This is a genomic window from Tropicimonas sp. IMCC6043 (assembly GCF_004146235.1).
Taxonomy (GTDB): domain Bacteria; phylum Pseudomonadota; class Alphaproteobacteria; order Rhodobacterales; family Rhodobacteraceae; genus Tropicimonas.
In genome coordinates this window covers 45,861-64,486 of record NZ_SELO01000006.1, presented here as the reverse complement: position 1 = coordinate 64,486, position 18,626 = coordinate 45,861, and the positions used below count along the sequence as shown (strand labels likewise).

17 protein-coding genes are annotated in these 18,626 nt (G+C 66.2%); 3 read left to right on the top strand and 14 right to left on the bottom strand.

The window, feature by feature from the left end; all coding sequences use genetic code 11:
* Nucleotides 1–39: 39 nt before the first annotated feature.
* The 4 genes from dtd to EU800_RS08495 form a co-directional block, all read right to left on the bottom strand.
* The gene (gene dtd, locus EU800_RS08510; protein WP_129630572.1) at nt 40–507 is read right to left on the bottom strand and encodes a D-aminoacyl-tRNA deacylase; all 468 of its coding nucleotides are present in this window, start codon (nt 505–507) and stop codon (nt 40–42) included.
* Entirely contained in the window at nt 504–1,436 is a 933-nt protein-coding gene (locus tag EU800_RS08505) for a carbohydrate kinase (RefSeq protein WP_129630570.1), read from the bottom strand. The genes dtd and EU800_RS08505 overlap by 4 nt, the downstream gene beginning before the upstream one ends.
* 109 nt (nt 1,437–1,545) lie before the next feature.
* Entirely contained in the window at nt 1,546–2,805 is a 1,260-nt protein-coding gene (locus EU800_RS08500; protein WP_165354598.1) for a DUF2254 domain-containing protein, read from the bottom strand.
* A gap of 35 nt (nt 2,806–2,840) precedes the next feature.
* The gene (locus tag EU800_RS08495) at nt 2,841–4,031 is read right to left on the bottom strand and encodes a TFIIB-type zinc finger domain-containing protein (protein ID WP_371685600.1); all 1,191 of its coding nucleotides are present in this window, start codon (nt 4,029–4,031) and stop codon (nt 2,841–2,843) included.
* Nucleotides 4,032–4,289: 258 nt separating this feature from the next.
* Here EU800_RS08495 and EU800_RS08490 point away from each other — a divergent pair, with 258 nt between their 5' ends.
* A complete protein-coding gene (locus EU800_RS08490) occupies nt 4,290–4,745 on the top strand; it encodes a nuclear transport factor 2 family protein (RefSeq protein WP_242500452.1) in 456 nt (151 codons plus the stop codon).
* A gap of 111 nt (nt 4,746–4,856) precedes the next feature.
* Here EU800_RS08490 and EU800_RS08485 read toward each other — a convergent pair whose 3' ends face one another.
* The 9 genes from EU800_RS08485 to guaA all read right to left on the bottom strand — a co-directional run bounded on the left by EU800_RS08485 (nt 4,857) and on the right by guaA (nt 14,398).
* Complete coding sequence (locus EU800_RS08485; RefSeq protein ID WP_129630564.1) at nt 4,857–6,017, bottom strand: SPFH domain-containing protein; 1,161 nt, start codon at nt 6,015–6,017, stop codon at nt 4,857–4,859.
* A 78-nt stretch (nt 6,018–6,095) separates the two neighbouring features.
* On the bottom strand, nt 6,096–7,046 hold the full coding sequence (locus EU800_RS08480) for a DUF2927 domain-containing protein (protein WP_129630562.1): 951 nt from the start codon (nt 7,044–7,046) through the stop codon (nt 6,096–6,098).
* Nucleotides 7,047–7,048: 2 nt separating this feature from the next.
* Nucleotides 7,049–8,248: a toxic anion resistance protein gene (locus EU800_RS08475; RefSeq protein WP_129630560.1), complete on the bottom strand. Its 1,200-nt coding sequence runs from the start codon at nt 8,246–8,248 to the stop codon at nt 7,049–7,051.
* A gap of 28 nt (nt 8,249–8,276) precedes the next feature.
* The gene (locus tag EU800_RS08470) at nt 8,277–9,167 is read right to left on the bottom strand and encodes a 5-bromo-4-chloroindolyl phosphate hydrolysis family protein (protein WP_129630558.1); all 891 of its coding nucleotides are present in this window, start codon (nt 9,165–9,167) and stop codon (nt 8,277–8,279) included.
* Nucleotides 9,167–9,376: a hypothetical protein gene (locus tag EU800_RS08465; RefSeq protein WP_129630556.1), complete on the bottom strand. Its 210-nt coding sequence runs from the start codon at nt 9,374–9,376 to the stop codon at nt 9,167–9,169. Before EU800_RS08465 ends, EU800_RS08470 begins: the two co-directional genes overlap by 1 nt.
* 184 nt (nt 9,377–9,560) lie before the next feature.
* Nucleotides 9,561–10,799, bottom strand: coding sequence for an OmpP1/FadL family transporter (locus EU800_RS08460; protein WP_129630554.1), 1,239 nt, complete (start codon nt 10,797–10,799; stop codon nt 9,561–9,563).
* A gap of 122 nt (nt 10,800–10,921) precedes the next feature.
* On the bottom strand, nt 10,922–11,818 hold the full coding sequence (locus EU800_RS08455; protein WP_129630552.1) for a DMT family transporter: 897 nt from the start codon (nt 11,816–11,818) through the stop codon (nt 10,922–10,924).
* Entirely contained in the window at nt 11,815–12,756 is a 942-nt protein-coding gene (locus EU800_RS08450) for a glycosyltransferase family 8 protein (protein WP_129630550.1), read from the bottom strand. Before EU800_RS08450 ends, EU800_RS08455 begins: the two co-directional genes overlap by 4 nt.
* Nucleotides 12,757–12,835: 79 nt before the next feature.
* Complete coding sequence (gene guaA / locus EU800_RS08445; protein ID WP_129630808.1) at nt 12,836–14,398, bottom strand: glutamine-hydrolyzing GMP synthase; 1,563 nt, start codon at nt 14,396–14,398, stop codon at nt 12,836–12,838.
* A 216-nt stretch (nt 14,399–14,614) separates the two neighbouring features.
* Here guaA and EU800_RS08440 point away from each other — a divergent pair, with 216 nt between their 5' ends.
* Both EU800_RS08440 and EU800_RS08435 read left to right on the top strand, forming a co-directional pair.
* Nucleotides 14,615–16,147, top strand: coding sequence for a trimethylamine methyltransferase family protein (locus tag EU800_RS08440; RefSeq protein WP_129630548.1), 1,533 nt, complete (start codon nt 14,615–14,617; stop codon nt 16,145–16,147).
* Between the two features lie 96 nt (nt 16,148–16,243).
* Nucleotides 16,244–17,209 carry a homocysteine S-methyltransferase family protein gene (locus tag EU800_RS08435; RefSeq protein WP_129630546.1) on the top strand — a complete coding sequence of 322 codons (966 nt, stop codon included), beginning with the start codon at nt 16,244–16,246 and terminating at the stop codon, nt 17,207–17,209.
* A 174-nt stretch (nt 17,210–17,383) separates the two neighbouring features.
* On the opposite strand, the gene EU800_RS08430 is transcribed toward EU800_RS08435, so the two are convergent.
* Nucleotides 17,384–18,493, bottom strand: coding sequence for a porin (locus EU800_RS08430; protein ID WP_129630544.1), 1,110 nt, complete (start codon nt 18,491–18,493; stop codon nt 17,384–17,386).
* Nucleotides 18,494–18,626: the final 133 nt, after the last annotated feature.

Below are 18,626 nucleotides of genomic sequence, written 5' to 3'. Positions count from 1 at the left end.
ACCTTAGTAAAATACTTTCTGGAGTCAATTCCGATTGTTTTAATCGGAAATCTTTTCGCCTCCGTCGGGCGGGATTTCCAACCAGATCGTCACCGGCCCGTCATTGATCAGGCCAACCTTCATGTCGGCGCCAAAGCGTCCGGTCTCGACGCGCGGTCCGAGGCTGGCGAGATGGGCGGCGAAATGCTCGTAGAGTTGCGCGCCCAGGTCCGGTGCGGCGGCCGTCGAGAAACCGGGGCGGTTGCCGCGGGTCGTGTCGGCGGCCAGCGTGAACTGGCTGACCACCAGCGCTGCGCCGCCCGTGTCGAGCAGCGCCCGGTTCATCTTGCCCGCCGTGTCCCCGAAGATGCGCAGCTTGGCGAGTTTTTCGGCCAGCTTCTCAGCCTCGCGCGTGCTGTCGCCCTGCATCGCACAGACCAGCACCAGCACGCCCACGCCGATCTCGCCGATCACCGTGCCGTCCACGGTGACAGAGGCCTCGCTCACGCGCTGGACCAGTGCCCTCACAGGTCGAGTTCGGCGGCGGTGGGCGGGTTGGCGCCTGCGCGGCTGACGGTAATTGCGGCGGCGCGGGCACCGAGGTCGAGCGCCACAGCGATCTCTTCGTCCATGAGCCCGGGAACCGCGGATTTCGCCAACTTCCCGGCCCGCGCCAGCCCGGCCAGAACCCCGGCGTTGAAGGTGTCGCCGGCGCCGACCGTGTCGACCACTTCGACGGGCGTCGAGGCCACCTCGACCGGCGCGCCGTCGCGGAAGGCCGTCACCCCGTCCTTGCCGCGGGTAACGCAGACCAGCACTGGCCCCATCGCGCGGAGCTTCTCGGCTTGCGCGGCGAGTGTGCCGGGCCCGACGATCCACTCGAGGTCCTCGTCGGAGACCTTGACGATGTCGGCCACCGCCAGCATCCGCCCGATCCGGGCGCGGTAGGCGGCCTCGTCGCGGATGAAGGAGGGGCGGATATTCGGATCGAGCATCACCAGCTTGCCGGCCGCCTCGCGCAGCGCTAGCGCCTCGTAGGCCGAGGCACAGGGCTCGACCACCAGCGAGATTCCACCGAAGAACAGCGCCGCGACATCGTGCAGCGCCGCCGGCGCGGGCAGGTCGGCGGGCGCCAGCATCCGGCCGGCGGTGTTCTCGTCATAGAAGGCGTATTTGGCGTGGCCGTCGACCAGTTCGACGAAAGCCAACGTCGTCGGCCGGTCCGCGCGTGCCGCCAGCGCAGCATCGACGCCGCTTTCGGCCAGCGCGGCTTCGAGCCTCATGCCGAAAAGATCGGTCGAGAGCCCGGTGAAGAAACGCACCGGCGTACCGAGCCGGCCGAGCGCGATGGCAGTGTTGAACACGGAACCGCCCGCGACAGGCGCGAAAGCCGGTTCATTCGCCTGCGACAGACGCGGCAACATGTCGATCAGGGCTTCGCCGGCACAAAGGATCATCGTTTTGCTCCCATGGAAGATGCGCATCTTCGTTCCTATGCCGAGGGTGGTGAAAGGTCCATCTCTCCTCGTGTCGCGGCCCTTTGTCGGGGCGCGGGGGCGCGCGCGTTCAGGCGTCGGTTTTCTTTCCAACGGACCTGAGCCGCTCCTTCTCCGTCTCGAGCACGAGCGCGGCCTCGGCATGGTCGAGCGCGTGATCGGATAGCGCACGGGCCGCCTCGTTGATTGCCACGTTCGGCGACTGGGCCAGTGTCAGCAGCGCGCGGCGCAACTCCATGGCAACCTCGATCACGCCAGCGCCGTCGCGGGCGATGGCTCCGAAAGCCGCCTCGATGAGCCTGTCTGCGCCCGGCACCGGCAGGAAGACGCGGGTGGCGCGCGGTGGTTTGGCCGGCGCGTCGTCCCGCGCGTAATCCCAGAGCAGCGTTTGCAGCCGCTCGATCGCCTCGATCGCCGTGCCGGGATCGTTAACCCCGGGCGAGAGCGCGCGAGAGGCCGTCTCCGAAAGTGTCATGATGCCGAATTCGGGGTCCTGCTCACTGGTCCGGATCTGGCCGGTGACGAAGCAGTCGGCGATTCCCCGCAGCGCCGCGTCCCCAATCTGGCCCGAGACCAGCGCCAGCGGTTGTCCGGCCAGAACGTGGCGGCCGGGCGCGCGGGTCACATAGGCGCGCGAGACGCCGGGCAGGCAGGCTTCGATGGCCGCCACGTCGATGAACTGGACATAACCCGAATCGCGAGCCGGGACTGGCGTGACACTGCCGGGCAGGACAACGTCGTCGGTCAGCGGCACGGCCCGGAGCGCCGGCTGTCGTGCATGGTTGGCAAGGCTCGTGCGGGCGTCCTCGGTGGCGATGCGCATGCTCTCGTCGAGGCTTCCGAGCCAGCTCAGGTGCTCGATCCAGCGCAGCATTGCCACGACGACGAGAACGACCACCGCGATCGTCACGCCCATGACCAGCACCGCCACCTCGTCCGGGTAGAGACCGGTCCGGAACATCAGGATGGCGGTCAGCGCATAGACGAAGGCGCCGACGAAGGCGGCGAGAACCGATTGCGTGGTCCGGTCCGCCAGCATCAGCCGGTGGATTCGCGGAGTCGCCCGGTCGGATGCACCGTTCTGGGCAGAGACCATCACGCCCAGCGAAAAGGTCGAGACCGCCAGCATCGAGCTCGCGAGGATGTCGAGCACGGGCATCACCGCCTCGGGCTTGATTAGGCCGGTGAAAGCGGCGGGCATGACCGGTGCGATCAGCGCCCCGGCCAGCGCGACAGCGACGGCGAGCGCCGCGTAAAGCGCTACGCGGAGCCCGAGCCGGCGAAATTGGCGACGAAGCCCGACCAGGAGCCTGCGGAGTATCCCCATCATCACGCCTCTCCCGTCATCCTCCGGCCAACCGGCCGCTATTGCATCCCGCTCAGATAGAGCAGCCCGCCGACGACCACGAGCCCCGCGAGGACCGCCACCGCGATCTTCCATGCGGACCATGGCCGCTCGCCCTTCACCTCGCCGGTGCGGGCATTGACCACGAAACGGTAGGATGTTCCGCGGAACTTGTAGGCCGCCATCCAGACCGGCAGCAGGATATGCTTGAAGGTCACCGCGGATACATCGGTGTCGACGCTCGCGATCTTCTGCCGGTCGCCGCCGATGTCGCGCCGGATGTCGGCGGCGATGACCCGGTCCATCTTCTGCCGCGCGATGCCGAAACCGGGCTCGACCTCGACCGAATATCCTTCGGCGGCATAGCCGGCGAGGTAGCGCGGCTCGTAGGGAACGAGCTCGCCGAGATCCCAGGGCTCCAGCGCGTCGGTATAGCTACGCGGCAGGCTGTCGGAGGCCAGCACGAGCACGTCGTCGAATTTCCGCGCAACCCGCCCCGAAACCCGCCGCCACCGCGTCTTCTTCACTCGCCGGGTCTTGGTCTCGCCGTCAGAGCGATAGGTCTCGGTGGTCCAATAGTCGTCACCGCGCATGCCGGAATACCGGCTCCTGGTGTCGGCGTCATAGGTCCAGTAGGGAACATAGATGCCGGTCAGCTTCCGCCCCTTGCGGGCGTATTCCTTGAGCCCGTTCGGCGCGAACCAGAGTCGGCCGAGCCATGCGGTCATCTTTGCCCGCGCCGTCTTCTCGTCGAGTGCGAAGGGAAGCAGCGCCTGCGGTTTCAGCATCCGGTGGGCGCCGGTGTCGGTGACAATGGGCGAGGCGCAAAAGGGGCATTCCTTGGCTTGTTCGAGCTGGCTCATCTCGATCTCGGCGCCGCAGCTGTCGCAATGGACGGTGCGGACTTCGATGATCTCGGCTGCCGGCACCTCCTGGCGCAGCGCCGCCTCGTAGTCGAGCTCGCGCAGCGCCTGTTTCCACGCCGCGCGGCCGGTCGCGGCGACATGCTCGACATGGCCGCAATGGTCGCAGACGAGATCGCCCGCATCGGCCGAGAAACGCAGGTCCGAACCGCAGGCGGGGCAGGGAAAGCGGTGTTTCTCGGCCTCGGCTTCTGCTTCGGGTGGCAGTCCGGCGGCGTCATCGCCCATGGGAGGCGGCGTCGGGTCCGGGCGACCGGCCGATCGTGGCACTTTCGGGATGTCACTCATAACGTTCTCCCCGCTCAAGAGGCGCGACGGGCGTGGGCCGGTCTCGGGGGGAGTCATCGCGTGCCGGGCCGGTGCGGTCAAGCGTCGGCCTTCATAGCCCCAGCACGACCAGACCGGCCATCCGGGTCTGAATGACGTGGATCATGGCGCCTCTCGTAACGTCACCCTAGACTGACAGCGCGCCCCATCCGGCGTGGCCGCCCGGGGCGCCGACAGGAAGGGGAGGAAGTCATGTATGCAGGAAACCGGATCTTGTCCGTGCTGGCGCTCGCTTTTGTCGCGTCGCTGTCGGCGACGGCTTCGAGCGCGCAAAGCAGCGGTTTTGTCGTCGAGGATGCCTACGCGGCCGTGTCGGCCGGGGACATAGCGGCCGCGGTCGAATTCCTGACTGAGGACGCGATGTTCGCCGTCGTCCCCGCCTCGAGCCGAATGACGGCACCGGCCCTGGTTGGCAGGGAGGAGATCGGCGCCTGGTGGACCGGCACCCACGCCGATGGCGGCCGGGTTGAATTCGCCGATCTCAGGATGGACGGCGACCGCGCCACGTTCACCTGCCTCTACTACGGAAACAAGCTGGAGAGCCTCGGGGTCTCGCCGGCCGAGTTCGATGGCGTTGCCATCCTGCGCGACGGCAGGATTCGCGTGCTGGTCTGGAGCTATTCGGCCGAATACGAGCCGAGGCTGAAGGCGGCGCTCGCCAAGCTCAGCCAATGAGGTGGTGAGTCATGCCGGGGCAGGGTGCCGAGCCGTAATTTGGTGCCAATCGCTAACGCTTGCTCCGCCCGAGTGGCAACCGGGTTCGGACGCCACCAAACGGATCTCGCGTCAGACGCCCGGTGGCGGAGGAGGGGGCAGGATGGTGAAGAGTTGCGCCAGTTCCTGCACGTCTCCGGCAGTCTTCCAGCCGTCCTGACCCGGGGTCCAGACATGGGTGTCGCGCGTGAGCGCGCCCTCGGCCGCCATGCGGCCCATGTCGGCTTTGGAGAAGGGGCCGGTGGTCTGTCCGGCCTTGGCGATATGCCAGACATGTTCGACCGGCGGGGGCGGCGGTGCAGGCTGGGCCGCGGCCGGTGCCTGCATCGGTTGTTGCGGGCCGGCACCCCACGGCCCCTGTGCTGCGCCCCAGGGGCCTTGCGGCTGGGCCATCTGGTTGGCCATCGCCATGCCCATCCCCATGCCGAGACCGGCGCCCATCCCGCCGCCACCTGCGGGGTTCTGCGCTGCCGCCGTCATCGCCTCGGCGGCGGAATACTGGGTGAACTTGCCGAGGTCGCCTGCGAGGCCCATCGATGTCCGCTTGTCCAGCGCCGCTTCCACCGCGGGCGGCAGGGAAATGTTCTCGATGTAGAATTCGGGCATGATCAGCCCGTATGCCTTGAGAACCTCGGAGACCGTGGTCGCGATGAGCTTGCCCATGTCGCCTGTGTTGGCCGCCATGTCGAGCACCGGGATGCCCGAGCCCGCCATAACCCGGGAGCTTTCCTGCACGATGATGTTGCGGATCTGGAAAGTGATCTCGTCGGTGGTGAACTCGCCATCGGTGCCGACGATCTCGGTCATGAACGTCGCCGGGTCGGTAACGCGGATGGAGTAGGTTCCGAAGGCGCGGATGCGGGTCGGGCCGAATTCCGGGTCGCGCAGCATCACCGGGTTCTTGGTGCCCCATTTCAGGTCGGTGAAACGCGTGGTGTTGACGAAATAGATCTCGCTTTTGAACGGCGACTGGAAGCCGTGATCCCAGTGCTGGAGCGAGGTCATGATCGGCATGTTGTTGGTCTCGAGCATGTAGAGACCGGGTGTGAAGACATCGGCCATCTGGCCTTCGTGGATGAACACCGCCGCCTGGCCCTCGCGCACCGTGAGCTTGGCGCCATACTTGATCTCGTGGCCCTCGCGCTCGAAGCGCCAGACCAGCGTGTCCCGCGTGTCGTCGGTCCAGTGAATGACGTCGATGAACTGGCCAGAAAGGAAATCCAGAATACCCATGTGCCGATCCTCGCAAAAATGGTCGCCGCGACTATAGGCGAGGCGTCGCGTGCCTCCAACGGCGGAATTTGCCCGGTCTCAACTCTCCCCGCCAAGCAACTCACCGGCGATCACCTCGACGATCGGCTGTGCCTCCTCGACGGTCATCCCCGCCCTGAGGCGGCGGTCGTAGAGGATCCGAAGCATCAGTTCGTCCTGCGTCGTCAGCAGCGCGAACTCCTCATCGTCGTTGAAGATCGAGGGCCGCGCCATGGGGCTGTCATTGGCCAGTCCCAGCCCCTGTGCCACCTCCTCGTGGAAACAGGAGAGCCGCAGCAGGTCCGGGTGCTCGGCGCGGATAACCGCGATGGCGCGGGTATAGGCCGGATCGTTGCCGCGCGAGAAGGCGAAGACGAGGCAGAAGGTTGTGCGCGGCATGGTTTCGATTGTCCGCACCGCGGTATCGCCGATGCCGGGGACCAACTGGCGCAGCTCCTCTCCATAATTGCGGCGTTCGTCCTCGTTGAGGACCAGAACGTGAAAATTGCCGTCCGCACCCACCGTAGAGATCGGGTGGTTGCTGGCGCGGCGCAGGCGGCGGGCATAGCCGGTGAGCGCCTGGCTGTCGCGGGCACGCTGTTCCGGGTCGATCGAGTCGCCGAAATGGATCTGCAGCCGCACCGGCTGTTCCCAGCGGCGCAGCCGGCTCGCGGTCTGCTGTGCCACCAACTCGCCGCCGCGCGTGACATATTCGTCGTAGAGCGCGATCCGGATGAAGTTGTTGGCGAGCGTGTGCGCGGCGAAGGGCGTGTCCGGCCCTCCGCCGTCGGTTCGGAGCAGGCCCTGTTGCAGAAGGTCGACCTGCACGCGGGCATAGTGCTGCGCCAGCGCGCGCGATGTCGGTGACGGCGCCGCCGGCGCGGCGGCCGATGGCACGTCCGGGTCGATGGGAAGCGTGGGCGCCGGGCCGGACTGCATCGGCACATCGCAGGCCCCTAGCGTCAGAAGCGCGAGAGCCAGTGCCCCCGCCCGATGCCCCCGGTGACGCATGCTCAGCTGGCCGGAACCGACGTGCTCGTGGTGTCGCCCAGCCCGGTCTTTTTCGCCTTGGCCGAGGCCAGCGTATCGCGCAATTCGTGCTCCATCTTGGTGAGTTCGGCCTCGGCGGCGGCGCGCTTGGCCTTGCCCTCGTCGGCAATCGCAAGGCTTTCGTTGATCGTGGCGATCAGGTCCGCATTGGCCTTTTTCACCGCCTCGATGTCAAACACGCCGCGCTCCATCTCCTCGCGTACCATCTTGTTGGACTCGCGCAGGTTTGCGGCATTGGCGGTCAGCAGGTCGTTGGTCAGGTCGTTGGCCGCGCGCACAGCCTCGGCGGCGTCGGCCGAGCGCTGGATGGTGATCGCCTGCGCAAGCTGCGTCTCCCAGAGCGGCACTGTGTTGACCAGCGTCGAGTTGATCTTGGTGACGAGCGACTTGTCGTTCTCCTGCACCAGCCGGATCGAGGGCAGCGACTGCATCGTCACCTGTCGGGTGAGCTTCAGGTCATGCACCCGGCGCTCGAGATCGTCGCGGGCGGCGCGCAGGTCGCGCAGTTCCTGCGCCTTCATCACCTGCTCGCCCTCGGGCGCGGCCTGCACCTCGGCCTCCTTGGCCGGGATCGTCGTGCCGTCGAGCTCGGCGAGCTTCGCCTCGCCGGCGGAGATGTAGAGCGCCAGCTCGTCATAGAAGGCCAGGGTCTTGTCATAGAGCAGGTCGAGCGACTTGATGTCCTTCAGGAGCGTGTGCTCGTGGCCCAGAAGCTCGTCGGTGATCGAGTCGATCTGGCCCTGCACGTCCTCATATTTCGCCATGAACTTGGCGACGGGTTCGGCCTTGCCCATGAGCCGCTCCCACCAGCTCCGCTTGCGATTGGGATCGAGCTCGTCGACGGAGAATCCGCGGATCGTCGTGACGATGTCGCGCAGCGAATTGCCCGCGGGACCGACATCCTTGTTCTTCACGTCGGCCAGCATCGACTGCGAGATCTCCTGAAGCTCGGCCTGGGCTGCGGAACCGAAGGACACGATCGAGTTGGTATCGCCCATGTCGATCTGGTCCATCCGCTTGCGGATCTCGGCGCCGAGCGCCGCGTCGGCCTGCTCCAGCGGCACGATATTTGCAGCCGGCGCCGGTTCGGGCAGCTGGACTTCGGTGATCTCCTTCACTTGGGTCTCGACTTCGGTGGCTTTCGCCTGAATCTCCTGCGACATGTTCCCTTTTCCTCCTGAAATCGGGGGGTCAATTCATATTAACGCCTTCACGCTGAAGCCGGTCGCGCAGAACCTCGATTTCCACGTCGAGGGCGCTGCGGTCGTCGACCATCAGCCTGTCGGTCTTTGCAGTAAAATTGCGCTCGAGATCGTCGAGCAGCGCGACATAACTGTCCCGCGCCTCCGCGTCGCGTTTCCGGGCATAGAGATCAGCAAACTTGACCGTCGCCTCGGCGGCGCCCTTGAGATAGACGACGAGGTACTTGCGTGCCGCGGTGAGGTCGCGCGGGTCCTCCTCCACAGTGCGACACATGTGGCGCGCTGTAGCCTGGAACGCCTCGACACGGCGTTCGAGCTTCCGGTCGCCGGCCTTCGAGATGGCCGCGCCCATGCGGTCGAGCTGCGCCTCGGCCTCGCCGATGACCCGCGCCACACGGTCCTGTTGGAAGCTGTCGACACCTGCAAGATTCTTGTCGGCCAGCGGGTCGAGTCCGAAAGCGGCGAGATGAAGCGCCATGGCGATCGCGCCATAGATCAACGGCTGCACGAAGCCAGCGGCGGCCGGTGCGGCGGCGGCGAGAAAGACCCCTAGCCCGGCGAGTGCGGCGGCGATGATCTTGCGTGGAAGCGCCGGCTTGCGGGCAACCTTGCGGGCGTCGAAGGCGGCCTCGGCCTTCAACCCTTCCGAGAGTGTAAAGGCCCCGAGGACGAGCACGGCGGCGGCGGCAAGGTCCATCGCCATGCCGATCGCATCCTGGCCGAAGGCGGTGAAGAGCAGCGGAATGGGGGCGATGAAGAGCAGGTTCACCCGCGCCGCGCCATGCGCGCGGGGCCGCGGTGGAGGGGCGGCCCGCGCGGCCGTGTCGCCGCCGGTCTCGGGAGCGTCGGGCGAGTATTTGCCGCCGAATCTCTGGGCCATTACACGCCTCCGATGAAACCGAGCCCGGTGCCGACGATCAGCGCCAGCAGCAGGACGAAGGCGATCCGTGGTACGAAGCCGCTGCGCATCGGACCTTCCTCGAAGGCCTTCCCGGCCGAATTTGCCACCGCTGCGCCGGCGAGTGTGATGCCCACAACGAGCGCGGACAGAACCGCGACGGTAAGGATCACGGAAATCAGGATTCGCATGAGGGGGCCCCTCTCGCCTCGTTTCGCTGCGTTATACGACATGGAAACGAGCCGGGCCAGCATCAAGGCTTTTCCGTTGGGGCAGGTATCTGTTGCGCCGGCGCTCGCGGCTGGTATGACCATCCGGCCTCTCCGGGCGATCCGCCCGTTCTGGAGGCCCCCGGGGTGCCGCCCCGCGCCAGGATCAGAAGTCGTAGCCGACCCGGAAGCCGACCGAGATGGCGTCGTTGCCGGTAAAGCTGGCGCGGGCGACGTCGGGCGTGCCGGTCTCCGGGTCGGCATCGCCGAGCCAGGTATAGCGCGCGCCGCCGCTGACATTGATCGCGCCGATGTCGTAGGAGGCGCCGACCGCGAGCGCGATCAGGCCATTGGTCGGCGCGAGCGGCGAGACGAGCTTGCCGGTTTCGGCCTCGTAGGAGACCGCGACCGAGCCTGCCCATTTCTCGCTGAAGCGCCGGCCGAGACCGATCTCGTAGGTGGTCGTATCCTTCAGATCGACCAGGCCTTCGCCGGTGATGGCGGTGAAATACTCCGGGTCGATCTTGAACGCACTCCACTCGACCCAGCGGACCGCCCCGTAGAGTAGCGTGTCCTCGGCGACCCCGGTCTGGAATTCCAGGTTGACCGATTGCGGCGTCTTCACCTCGGTGGTCGAGGTCAGCCCGTCGGGCAGGCCGAAGGCGCCCAGGCCATTCTCTGTGGTCTTCATGTCGTGGGTGATCGCCGAGGAATAGGTCAGCGAGACGCGCAGCGCGATCTCGGGGATCTCGTAGGCGGCGCCGGCCACCCAGCCCCAGGCGGGGTCCCGATCGAGTTCGACATCATAGCCGTTGACCGAAGGAATGACGAAATCCGCGGGCAGGCCGGCCATGAGCTTGAAACCGGCGCTTTGCGCCGAGGTGATGCCGTAGGAGAGGCCGCTCAGCGCCATACTGCCCTCGGCCGTCTGGTAGCGCAGGCCGGCATGCACGCTCCAGCGCTCGTCGAACCGGTAGCGCAGCAGCGCCGTGATCTCGTTCGTTTCTGCCCAGGCGCTGGTGCCGCCGAGCTCGGTGGTCGCCGGATCGCCGCCATAGGAGATATCGGCGCCATAGGGCTGATCGAATATGAGTGCCGCCGACAGCCTCTCGCTGAACCGGACCTTTATCGCGGTGCCGACATTCGAGAAATCGGCGCCGACATCGGAATAGCGGGTGCCCGCGGGGATGCCGAAGACATTCATCGGCGGTTCGAAACTGCGCCCGACGCCGGTGCCCGACAGGGACGGCCACGTGCGGGCGAAAGAAAGTTCGAAATAGCCGCCGGTCTCGCCGCCTCCCTCGAAGAGCGCTGTTATCGGCTGACCGGTCCGGTCGAGACCGCCCGCAATCGCAGCGCCCGTGCTTGCCGCGAGGACTGACGCGGTGGCCAGAAATCGTGTCATTCGGTTATTGCCCCAGTTGCTGTCTCGTGCCGGCACGCATTTCCGAGCCGCTGTATCCCCGATATGTTGCGCGCACCCCATGGACATGTCGTAAATCGCCGAAATTAATTTCGAACGGGTTACTATTTTGCACCGCTTCGAGCGGTCTCGACGCCTTGGGGCAGGCGGGCGGGCCGCAGGTTCATCCAGTTGGCAGCAAAGATCACTGCCGCGCCGAGGATGACGAGCGTATCGAGCGGTTCGCCATAGACCAGCAGGCCGATCACAGCGAGGACCGGCAGGCGGAGGAAATCCATCGGCATGACGATTCCGGCCGGCGCCAGCGCGAGCGCCGAGGAGAGGCAGAAATGCGCCGAGAGTCCGGTGAGGCCGATCAGCGCCAGCCAGGGAAGGGCCGCCGCCGAAGGAATCGCAATGTCTCCGTCGATCCCGGCACAGATCAGCCCCATGACGGCCTGCATGAGCGTCAGCCAGAACATGATGCAGGTGATCGTGGCGTCGCGGGTGAGCTTGCGGGTAAAGAGCGCCGAGCCTGCGAAGCCGATGGCCGAGGCCGCCGCCGCCAGCATCGCCGGCGATAGCCCGCCGACCTGCGGCCGCACAACGATGAGCACGCCGGCAAAGCCGACAAGGGCCGCCAGCGCGCTCCGGCGCGTGAGCCGCTCGCCAAGCACCAGCGGCGCCAGCAGCGCCACCCAGATCGGCGAGGTGAATTCGAGCGCAATGACCTGAGCCAGCGGGATCAGGGCAAGGGCGAAGAACCAGAGATTCTGGCCGGTGAAATGGCAGAGGTTGCGCACCAGGTGCAGCCTGAGGTTGCGCGTGCTGACCTGGGAGATCGCGCCGGTGGCGCTGCCGACCGCGAGGACGATCAGGAAGCTGACGATGGAGCGGTAGAACAGGATCTCGAACGTGTCGTGATCGAGCGAAACCGCCCGCCCGGCCACCGCCATCAACGAGAAGGACGAAATGGCGCCTGCCATCCAGGCCGCGGCACGGAGCGGCTGGGCGTCGTTCATGGCCAGAGCGGGTGGCCGAGCAGCGCCTCGGTGGCGGCGCGCTCGGTCTGGAACTCGGCCCAGTAGCGCGCCCGGAGGCGGCGTTCGAGCGGCTTCGTCAGCAGGTGCAGGCGGAATGGCGGGCGTGGTGCCGACCATGGTTTTTCGAAGCCGGTATAATGGATTATCGCCGGATCCTCACGGCTTTCGCGAAACCGCGCACGCAGGTCTGGCGAGACGTAGCGTTTCGCCGTGCGCGGATTGCCCCAGCCGGAATTCCAGGTCGGATCGAGGACCTGAGTCTCGTTGCGGAAGACCATGTTGAGCCAGTCCTGGTCGCGCGAGGTGTAGGCGGCCGTCGCCTCGATATCCATCATCCGTTCGGCGAGACCCTTGGCGTGGATCGCGTCGAGATCCAGAACCATGACACCGGAATTGAAGTAGCGCTGCATGTCGATGCCATCCAGCCTCCTTCCGCGCTCGAGCGTCTTTTCTCCAGCTTTCCTGGCGGGTTGTGATCGAGAGTTCGCGTATCGCTCGAGGATCGCCTGCACACCAGGCGCCAGCGCCGCGCCGATGCATTTGTCCCCGAGGTCGACCCGCCAGAGCGGCGTCAGGTCGCGACGGGCGAGCGCGTCGCCGTCAAGGTAGAGCACCCGGCCGGAATGGATGTCCGGCAGAAGCAATCGCGCGCGCGCGGCGAGCGGGAGGCGGCCGCGTGGCAGATGCCGCCAGGGCGTAAGATCGACCTCGCGCAGCGCGATGTCGCTCTCGGGAAAGGCGTGGGCAAGGCTGGCAACGTCCTGCCGCAGGTTGTCACTCTCGAAGGTCGGATGCAGGCTGACCCGTGCGTCTCCGGCGAGGCGGCTCAACACAGAGCGCAGGGAGACGAGCGTGCAGGGTGCGAAGTCGTCGTCGAAAAAATACACGAAATGAGGAATTTGCGACGCGTCGCTCATCTATCGTCCGTGATTTCGAAATAGTGCCGGATCGCTTCAGCGGTCCGCACCTCCGGAGCGTCCAAAGGGCCGGCGAGGATCACTCCCATTCGATCGTTCCCGGCGGCTTCGAGGTGACGTCGTAGGTGACCCGGTTGATGCCGCGTACTTCGTTGATAATGCGCGTGGCGGTCTCGCCAAGGAAGTCGTGACTGAACGGATAGTAGTCGGCCGTCATGCCGTCCACGCTGGTCACCGCGCGCAGCGCGCAGGCATAGTCATAGGTCCGCCCGTCGCCCATCACGCCGACGGTCCGGACCGGCAGGATGGCGACGAAGGCCTGCCAGATCTCGTCATAGAGGCCGTGCTTGCGGATCTGGTCGATATAGACCGCGTCGGCTTCGCGCAGGATGGCAAGCTTCTCGGCGGTGATCTCGCCGGGGCAGCGGATCGCGAGGCCGGGGCCCGGGAAGGGATGGCGGCCGATGAAACTCTGGGGCAGGCCGAGTTCGCGTCCGAGCGCGCGCACCTCGTCCTTGAAGAGCTCGCGCAGCGGTTCGACCAGCTTGAGGCCCATCTTCTCGGGCAGGCCGCCGACATTGTGGTGCGACTTGATGGTGACCGAGGGACCGCCGGAGAAAGAGACGGATTCGATCACGTCCGGGTAAAGCGTGCCCTGGGCGAGGAACTCGGCGCCCTCGATGGAGTCAGCATGCTTCTGGAAGACGTCGATGAAGAGCCGGCCGATGGTCTTGCGCTTCTGCTCGGGGTCGCTCACGCCCTCGAGCTCGCCGAGGAAGAGGGCGCTTTCGTCGGCGTGGATGAGCTGGATGTTGTAATTGTCGCGGAACATCGAGACGACTTCCTGCGCCTCGTTCTTCCTGAGCAACCCGTGGTCGACGAAGACGCAGGTGAGCTGGTCGCCGATCGCCTCGTGCAGCAGGATCGCGGTCACCGAGCTGTCGACGCCGCCGGAGAGGCCGCAGATCACGCGCCTGTCACCGACCTGTTCGCGGATCCTCTCGATCGCCTCCTCGCGATAGGCGCCCATGGTCCAGTCGCCCTTGAAACCGGCGAGCTTGACGAAATTCTCATAGAGCAGGGCGCCATTCGGCGTGTGGTGCACCTCGGGGTGGAACTGCACCGCGTAGAAATGGCGTTTCGGATCGGCGGTGATGGCGAAGGGGGCGCCGGGGGAGGTGCCGAAGACCTCGAATCCCGGCGCGATCTCGGCGACGTGGTCTCCGTGGGACATCCAGACCTGCTCGCGCCCCTCGGCGAACCAGCCCTCGAGGATGTCGAGCTTCGCTTCCGAAGGCGTGACATAGGCGCGGCCGAACTCGGCGGTGCCGTGGCCCGATTCGACCCGGCCGCCGAGCTGGGTCATCATCGTCTGCTGTCCGTAGCAGATACCGAGCACCGGCAGGCCCATCTCGAAGAGCTCCTGCGGCGCGCGAGGAGAGCCCTCGCGCGTCACGCTGTCCGGGCCGCCGGAGAGGATCACCGCCTTCGGCGCCATCGCGCGCAGGAAAGCGGCGTCGACGTTCTGGTAGGGGTGGATCTCGCAATAGACGTTCAGCTCCCGCAAGCGGCGGGCGATGAGCTGGGTCACCTGGGAGCCGAAATCGACGATCAGGAGGCGGTCATGGGTCTGGCTGGTCATGGCGCCTGAGTAGATAGCTCCGGGGCGCGGCGCAAGTGGGCTGAGAGAGGGAGGCAGGTCCTCGTCTTCCATTGGCTCTCATTGAGGAAATCTTCGGCAGGGGACGCAGAGGGCCTGCAAGATGTCGCTTTCGCCCCGTGCGTGCCGCAAAAGGCTGCGGGCCGTACGTCCCGGCAGGATATTCCTTCGGAACGAAGACGATGCGAGGTGCAAGACATGGCGGAAGCGGGATCGCGACGGCGCGGTGGCGGCGGGGCGGCGCGGCGCGCCGAACGGACGGCGCTCAGGATCGAATGCGCGAAATACATCGAGCGGCGGATTCCCAATCTCGATCTGCTCGATTCCGAGGCGCTGGAGATCATCGAGGCCAATGCCGAGACTGTGCTGGAAGAGATCGGCGTGGCCTTTGTCGAGAACCCGGACGCGCTCGTGCGATGGAAGGAGGCCGGTGCGGATGTCGAAGGCGAGCGGGTGCGGATCCCGCGCGGGCTGGCGCGCAAGCTCTGCGCCACGGCGCCGGCCGAGTTCACCCAGCACGCCCGAAACCCGGAGCGCTCGGTCAGCATCGGCGGCCGCAACCTCGTCTTCGCGCCGGTCTACGGTCCCCCCTTCGTGCAGGATTCCCTGGGCGGACGGCGCTATGCGACGATCGAGGATTTCCGCAAGTTCGTGAAGCTCGGGCAGATGTCGAAATGGCTGCACCATTCCGGCGGAACGGTCTGCGAACCAACGGACGTGCCGGTCAACAAGCGCCATCTGGACATGCTGCACGCCCATATGACGCTCTCGGACAAGCCCTATATGGGCTCGGTGACGGAGCCGTCGCGGGCGCGCGATTCGGTGGCGATGTCGGAGATCCTGTTCGGTGGTCTTGACGGACGCACGGTGATGACCTCGCTCATCAACATCAACTCGCCGCTCACTTTCGACTCGACGATGATGGGCGCGCTCGAGGTCTATGCGGCGGCGAACCAGGCCTGCATCATCTCGCCCTTCATCGTCGGTGGCGCGATGGCGCCGGTCTCCGTCGCCGGCACGCTGACCCAGGTGCTGGCCGAGGTGCTGGCGGGCGTCGCCTATAGCCAGCTCGTGCGGCCGGGCGCGCCGGTGATCTTCGGCGCATTCGTCACCTCGATCGACATGAATTCCGGCGCTCCCACCTTCGGCACACCGGAGGCGGCGCAGATCACCTATGGGGCGGGTCAGCTCGCCCGCCGCCTCGGGCTGCCCTACCGCTCGGCGGGGGCCTTCACCGGCTCGAAGCTGCCGGATGCCCAGGCCGCCTACGAGGCAGCGAATTCGCTGAACATGGGGCTGATGGCGGGGGTGAATTTCATGCTCCACGCCTGCGGCTGGCTCGAGGGCGGGCTGGTCGCCTCCTTCGAGAAATACGTCATGGATGCCGATCAGCTCGGGACGCTGCACAAGCTCGCGGGCGGCGTGGCGGTCGATGCGGAGGCGCAGGCGATGGATGCGATCCGCGAGGTCGGGCCGGGCGGGCATTACCTTGGCTGCGGCCACACTCAGCGGAATTTCAAGGACGCGTTCTGGCGATCCGAGTTGTTCGACTACAAGCCCTTCGAGACCTGGGAAGAGGAGGGCGCGCGGGACACCGTGGCGCTGGCCGCGGTGCGTGTCGACAAGCTTCTCGGCGACTATCAGGCGCCCCAGATGGATCCCGCGTTGCGCGAGGCGCTCGACGCCTTCGTCGCGGAACGCAAGGCAGCCGAGCTGGACGCTTTCATGTGACCGGTCGCCCCTGCGCGGGCCGAGCGGCAACCCGAACTTCGGATTCGGAGGTCGTGTGCTACACTCGAACCGGTTGCGCGAACATGGGAGGGCGGCATGACCGGCGAGAGGACCACGTTTCCCCGCGAAGAGGGGCTGCTTTATCTGGCGGAGGGGGGCGTCGAGACGGAGATCATGTATCGCCATGGTCACGCGCTTCGCGAATTCGCCATGTTCGAACTGATGGACAAGCCGGAGGCCGTCGCCGACCTGAAAGACATGTATCGCCGCTATCTCGATGTCGCCGCGCGCCACGGGTTCGCGGCGCTGCTGTCCGGTTTCGACTATCGCGCAAGTCCGGACTGGGGCGAGAAGCTCGGCTATTCCGCCGCCGGCCTGCGCGAAATGCAGGCCAAGTGCATCGATTTCCTCCGCGACGTCGCGCGCCCTTATGTGGACAGACTGCCCCGAGTGGCATTCGCCGGCTGCGTCGGTCCGCGCGGCGACGCCTATGCGCTTAACCGGGACATAACGGCAGAGGCGGCCGAGGAATACCACGCGACCCAGATGGAGGCGCTGAAGGAATGCGGCGTCGATCTCGTCTGGGCCGCGACGATCAACAACGTCCCCGAGGCCGTCGGCATCAGCCGCGCGGCAGCGGCAGTGGGCCTGCCGGTGAACCTCTCCTTCACGCTCGACAGCACGCACCGCCTAAAGTCAGGGCCAAGCCTCCGGGAGGCGGTGGAGGCCACGGATTCCGAGGCCGGTCCGGCGCGCCCCGATTCCTACGGCATCAACTGCTCGCATCCGGTCGAGTTCGAGCCGGCGCTTGAGCGGGGCGACTGGACCTCCCGCATCCGGTCGCTGCGCCCGAACGCCGCCAAGATGGACAAGGTCTCGCTCTGCCAGCTCGGCCATATCGAAGAGGGCGACCCCGAAGAACTCGGCAGGATGATGGGGGATCTCGCCCGGCGGTATCCACGGATCGACATCTGGGGCGGGTGCTGCGGCACATGGGACAAGCATTTCGACAGCATCGCCCATCATGTCCGTGCGGCGCGGCGCGAGGCCCTGCCGGCCTGAAACGACCGTTCGAGCTCGGAACCATGGCGCGGAGTTATGGCCGTCAGGGCGCCGCTCCGCGGCCGGACACGGGTGCGCCTTCTTCCCCGGCCTCGGTGGTCTGCCGTCCAAGGCAACCATTTTCCGGACCGATCGGCCGAAATCTGCGCCAAGCGGCCACAAATAGGGACAGGCTCAGAAACTCCAGCGGAGTCCAGCCAGCAGCGAGCTTGCGTCCTTATAGCGCGCGACGTCGTCCTCGAAGGAATAGGCGGCATAGCCAACATAGGCTTCCAGGTTCCAGTCGTCGAAATACTGCTCCGCCTGCACGCCCCACTGCGTCGATGTCGATCCGTCGGTGACGAAGTCATTGCCGCCGTAATAGTCGACCGAGAAGGCGGAGGCGCCGCCGGACCAGAGATCGGCGATCCAGCCGGCCTTGCCGTAGACATAGCTGCCGCCGTCGATCTGCGCGCCGGTGGCGAGCGTGCCGTTCAGACCCGTGGGACGGTGCAGCGCGGAGAAGGAGCCGGCCCAGCGTTCCGATGTGTCGCCGCCCCCGCTCGGCTGCGACCATCCATAGCCGAGGCCGGCGGCGTATTCCATGTCGCCGATCTCGGCGCTGTAATACATCGCGACGTCCCAGTAGTCGGTGTCGCCGTAATCCTGCAGGATGTCGGTGCCATAGGATGCGGCAAAGACCAGACCGTTCCAATCCGGCGTGTCGTAGCGGATGCGGCCCTTCCGGCTGCCGTCGAAATTGCTGTAGACGTTTTTGAGCGCGATATCTGACAGCGTGCCATCGCTCAGCCGCCAGAAGTAGGATCCGGCCGTGTCATTGGTGGTGACGCTGCTGGCCATCGTCGTCCCGGACAGGTCGTGCTTGCCGACACCATCGGTGGCCATGCTGCCCTGACCGATATAGATCGTGCCGAAGTTGCCGGAATAGATCATTTCGGCCTTCCGGATGTCGGTCTTGTCCCATTCCCAGATCGGTTCGACATCCTGGCTGAAATTGCTCGACTGCGGCGCGCCGAGAGCAGCTTCGAACTTGAACCGAAGCCGGGAGCCGTTGTTGAACACCTGGTCGAGGTTGAATCCGACCCGACTGTTGGAATGCGCGTTGTCGACGAGGTTGTCGTAGGTCTTCACGCCATCGTCAAAGCTGAGATAGGCCGGGCTGAGCTGGCCGTGGAAGGTAACGGATCCGCCGGTGTCGTTGGCGTATTTCAGTTCTTCCCCCACAGCCGGGACGGCGAGTGCGGCGAGGAGGGAAGAGGCAAGGAGTGTGGTCGAACGCGTCATCGTGGGTCTCCATCGGGGGCCGCGGGATCGCTCCGATAGACCCACCGGAAAGACCCAGGTCTCTCCTTGCCGCCTACCGAACTCGGTCTATCGTAGGTCGCAAGCGGGACATGCGAAAGGTGACCTCCGGGCG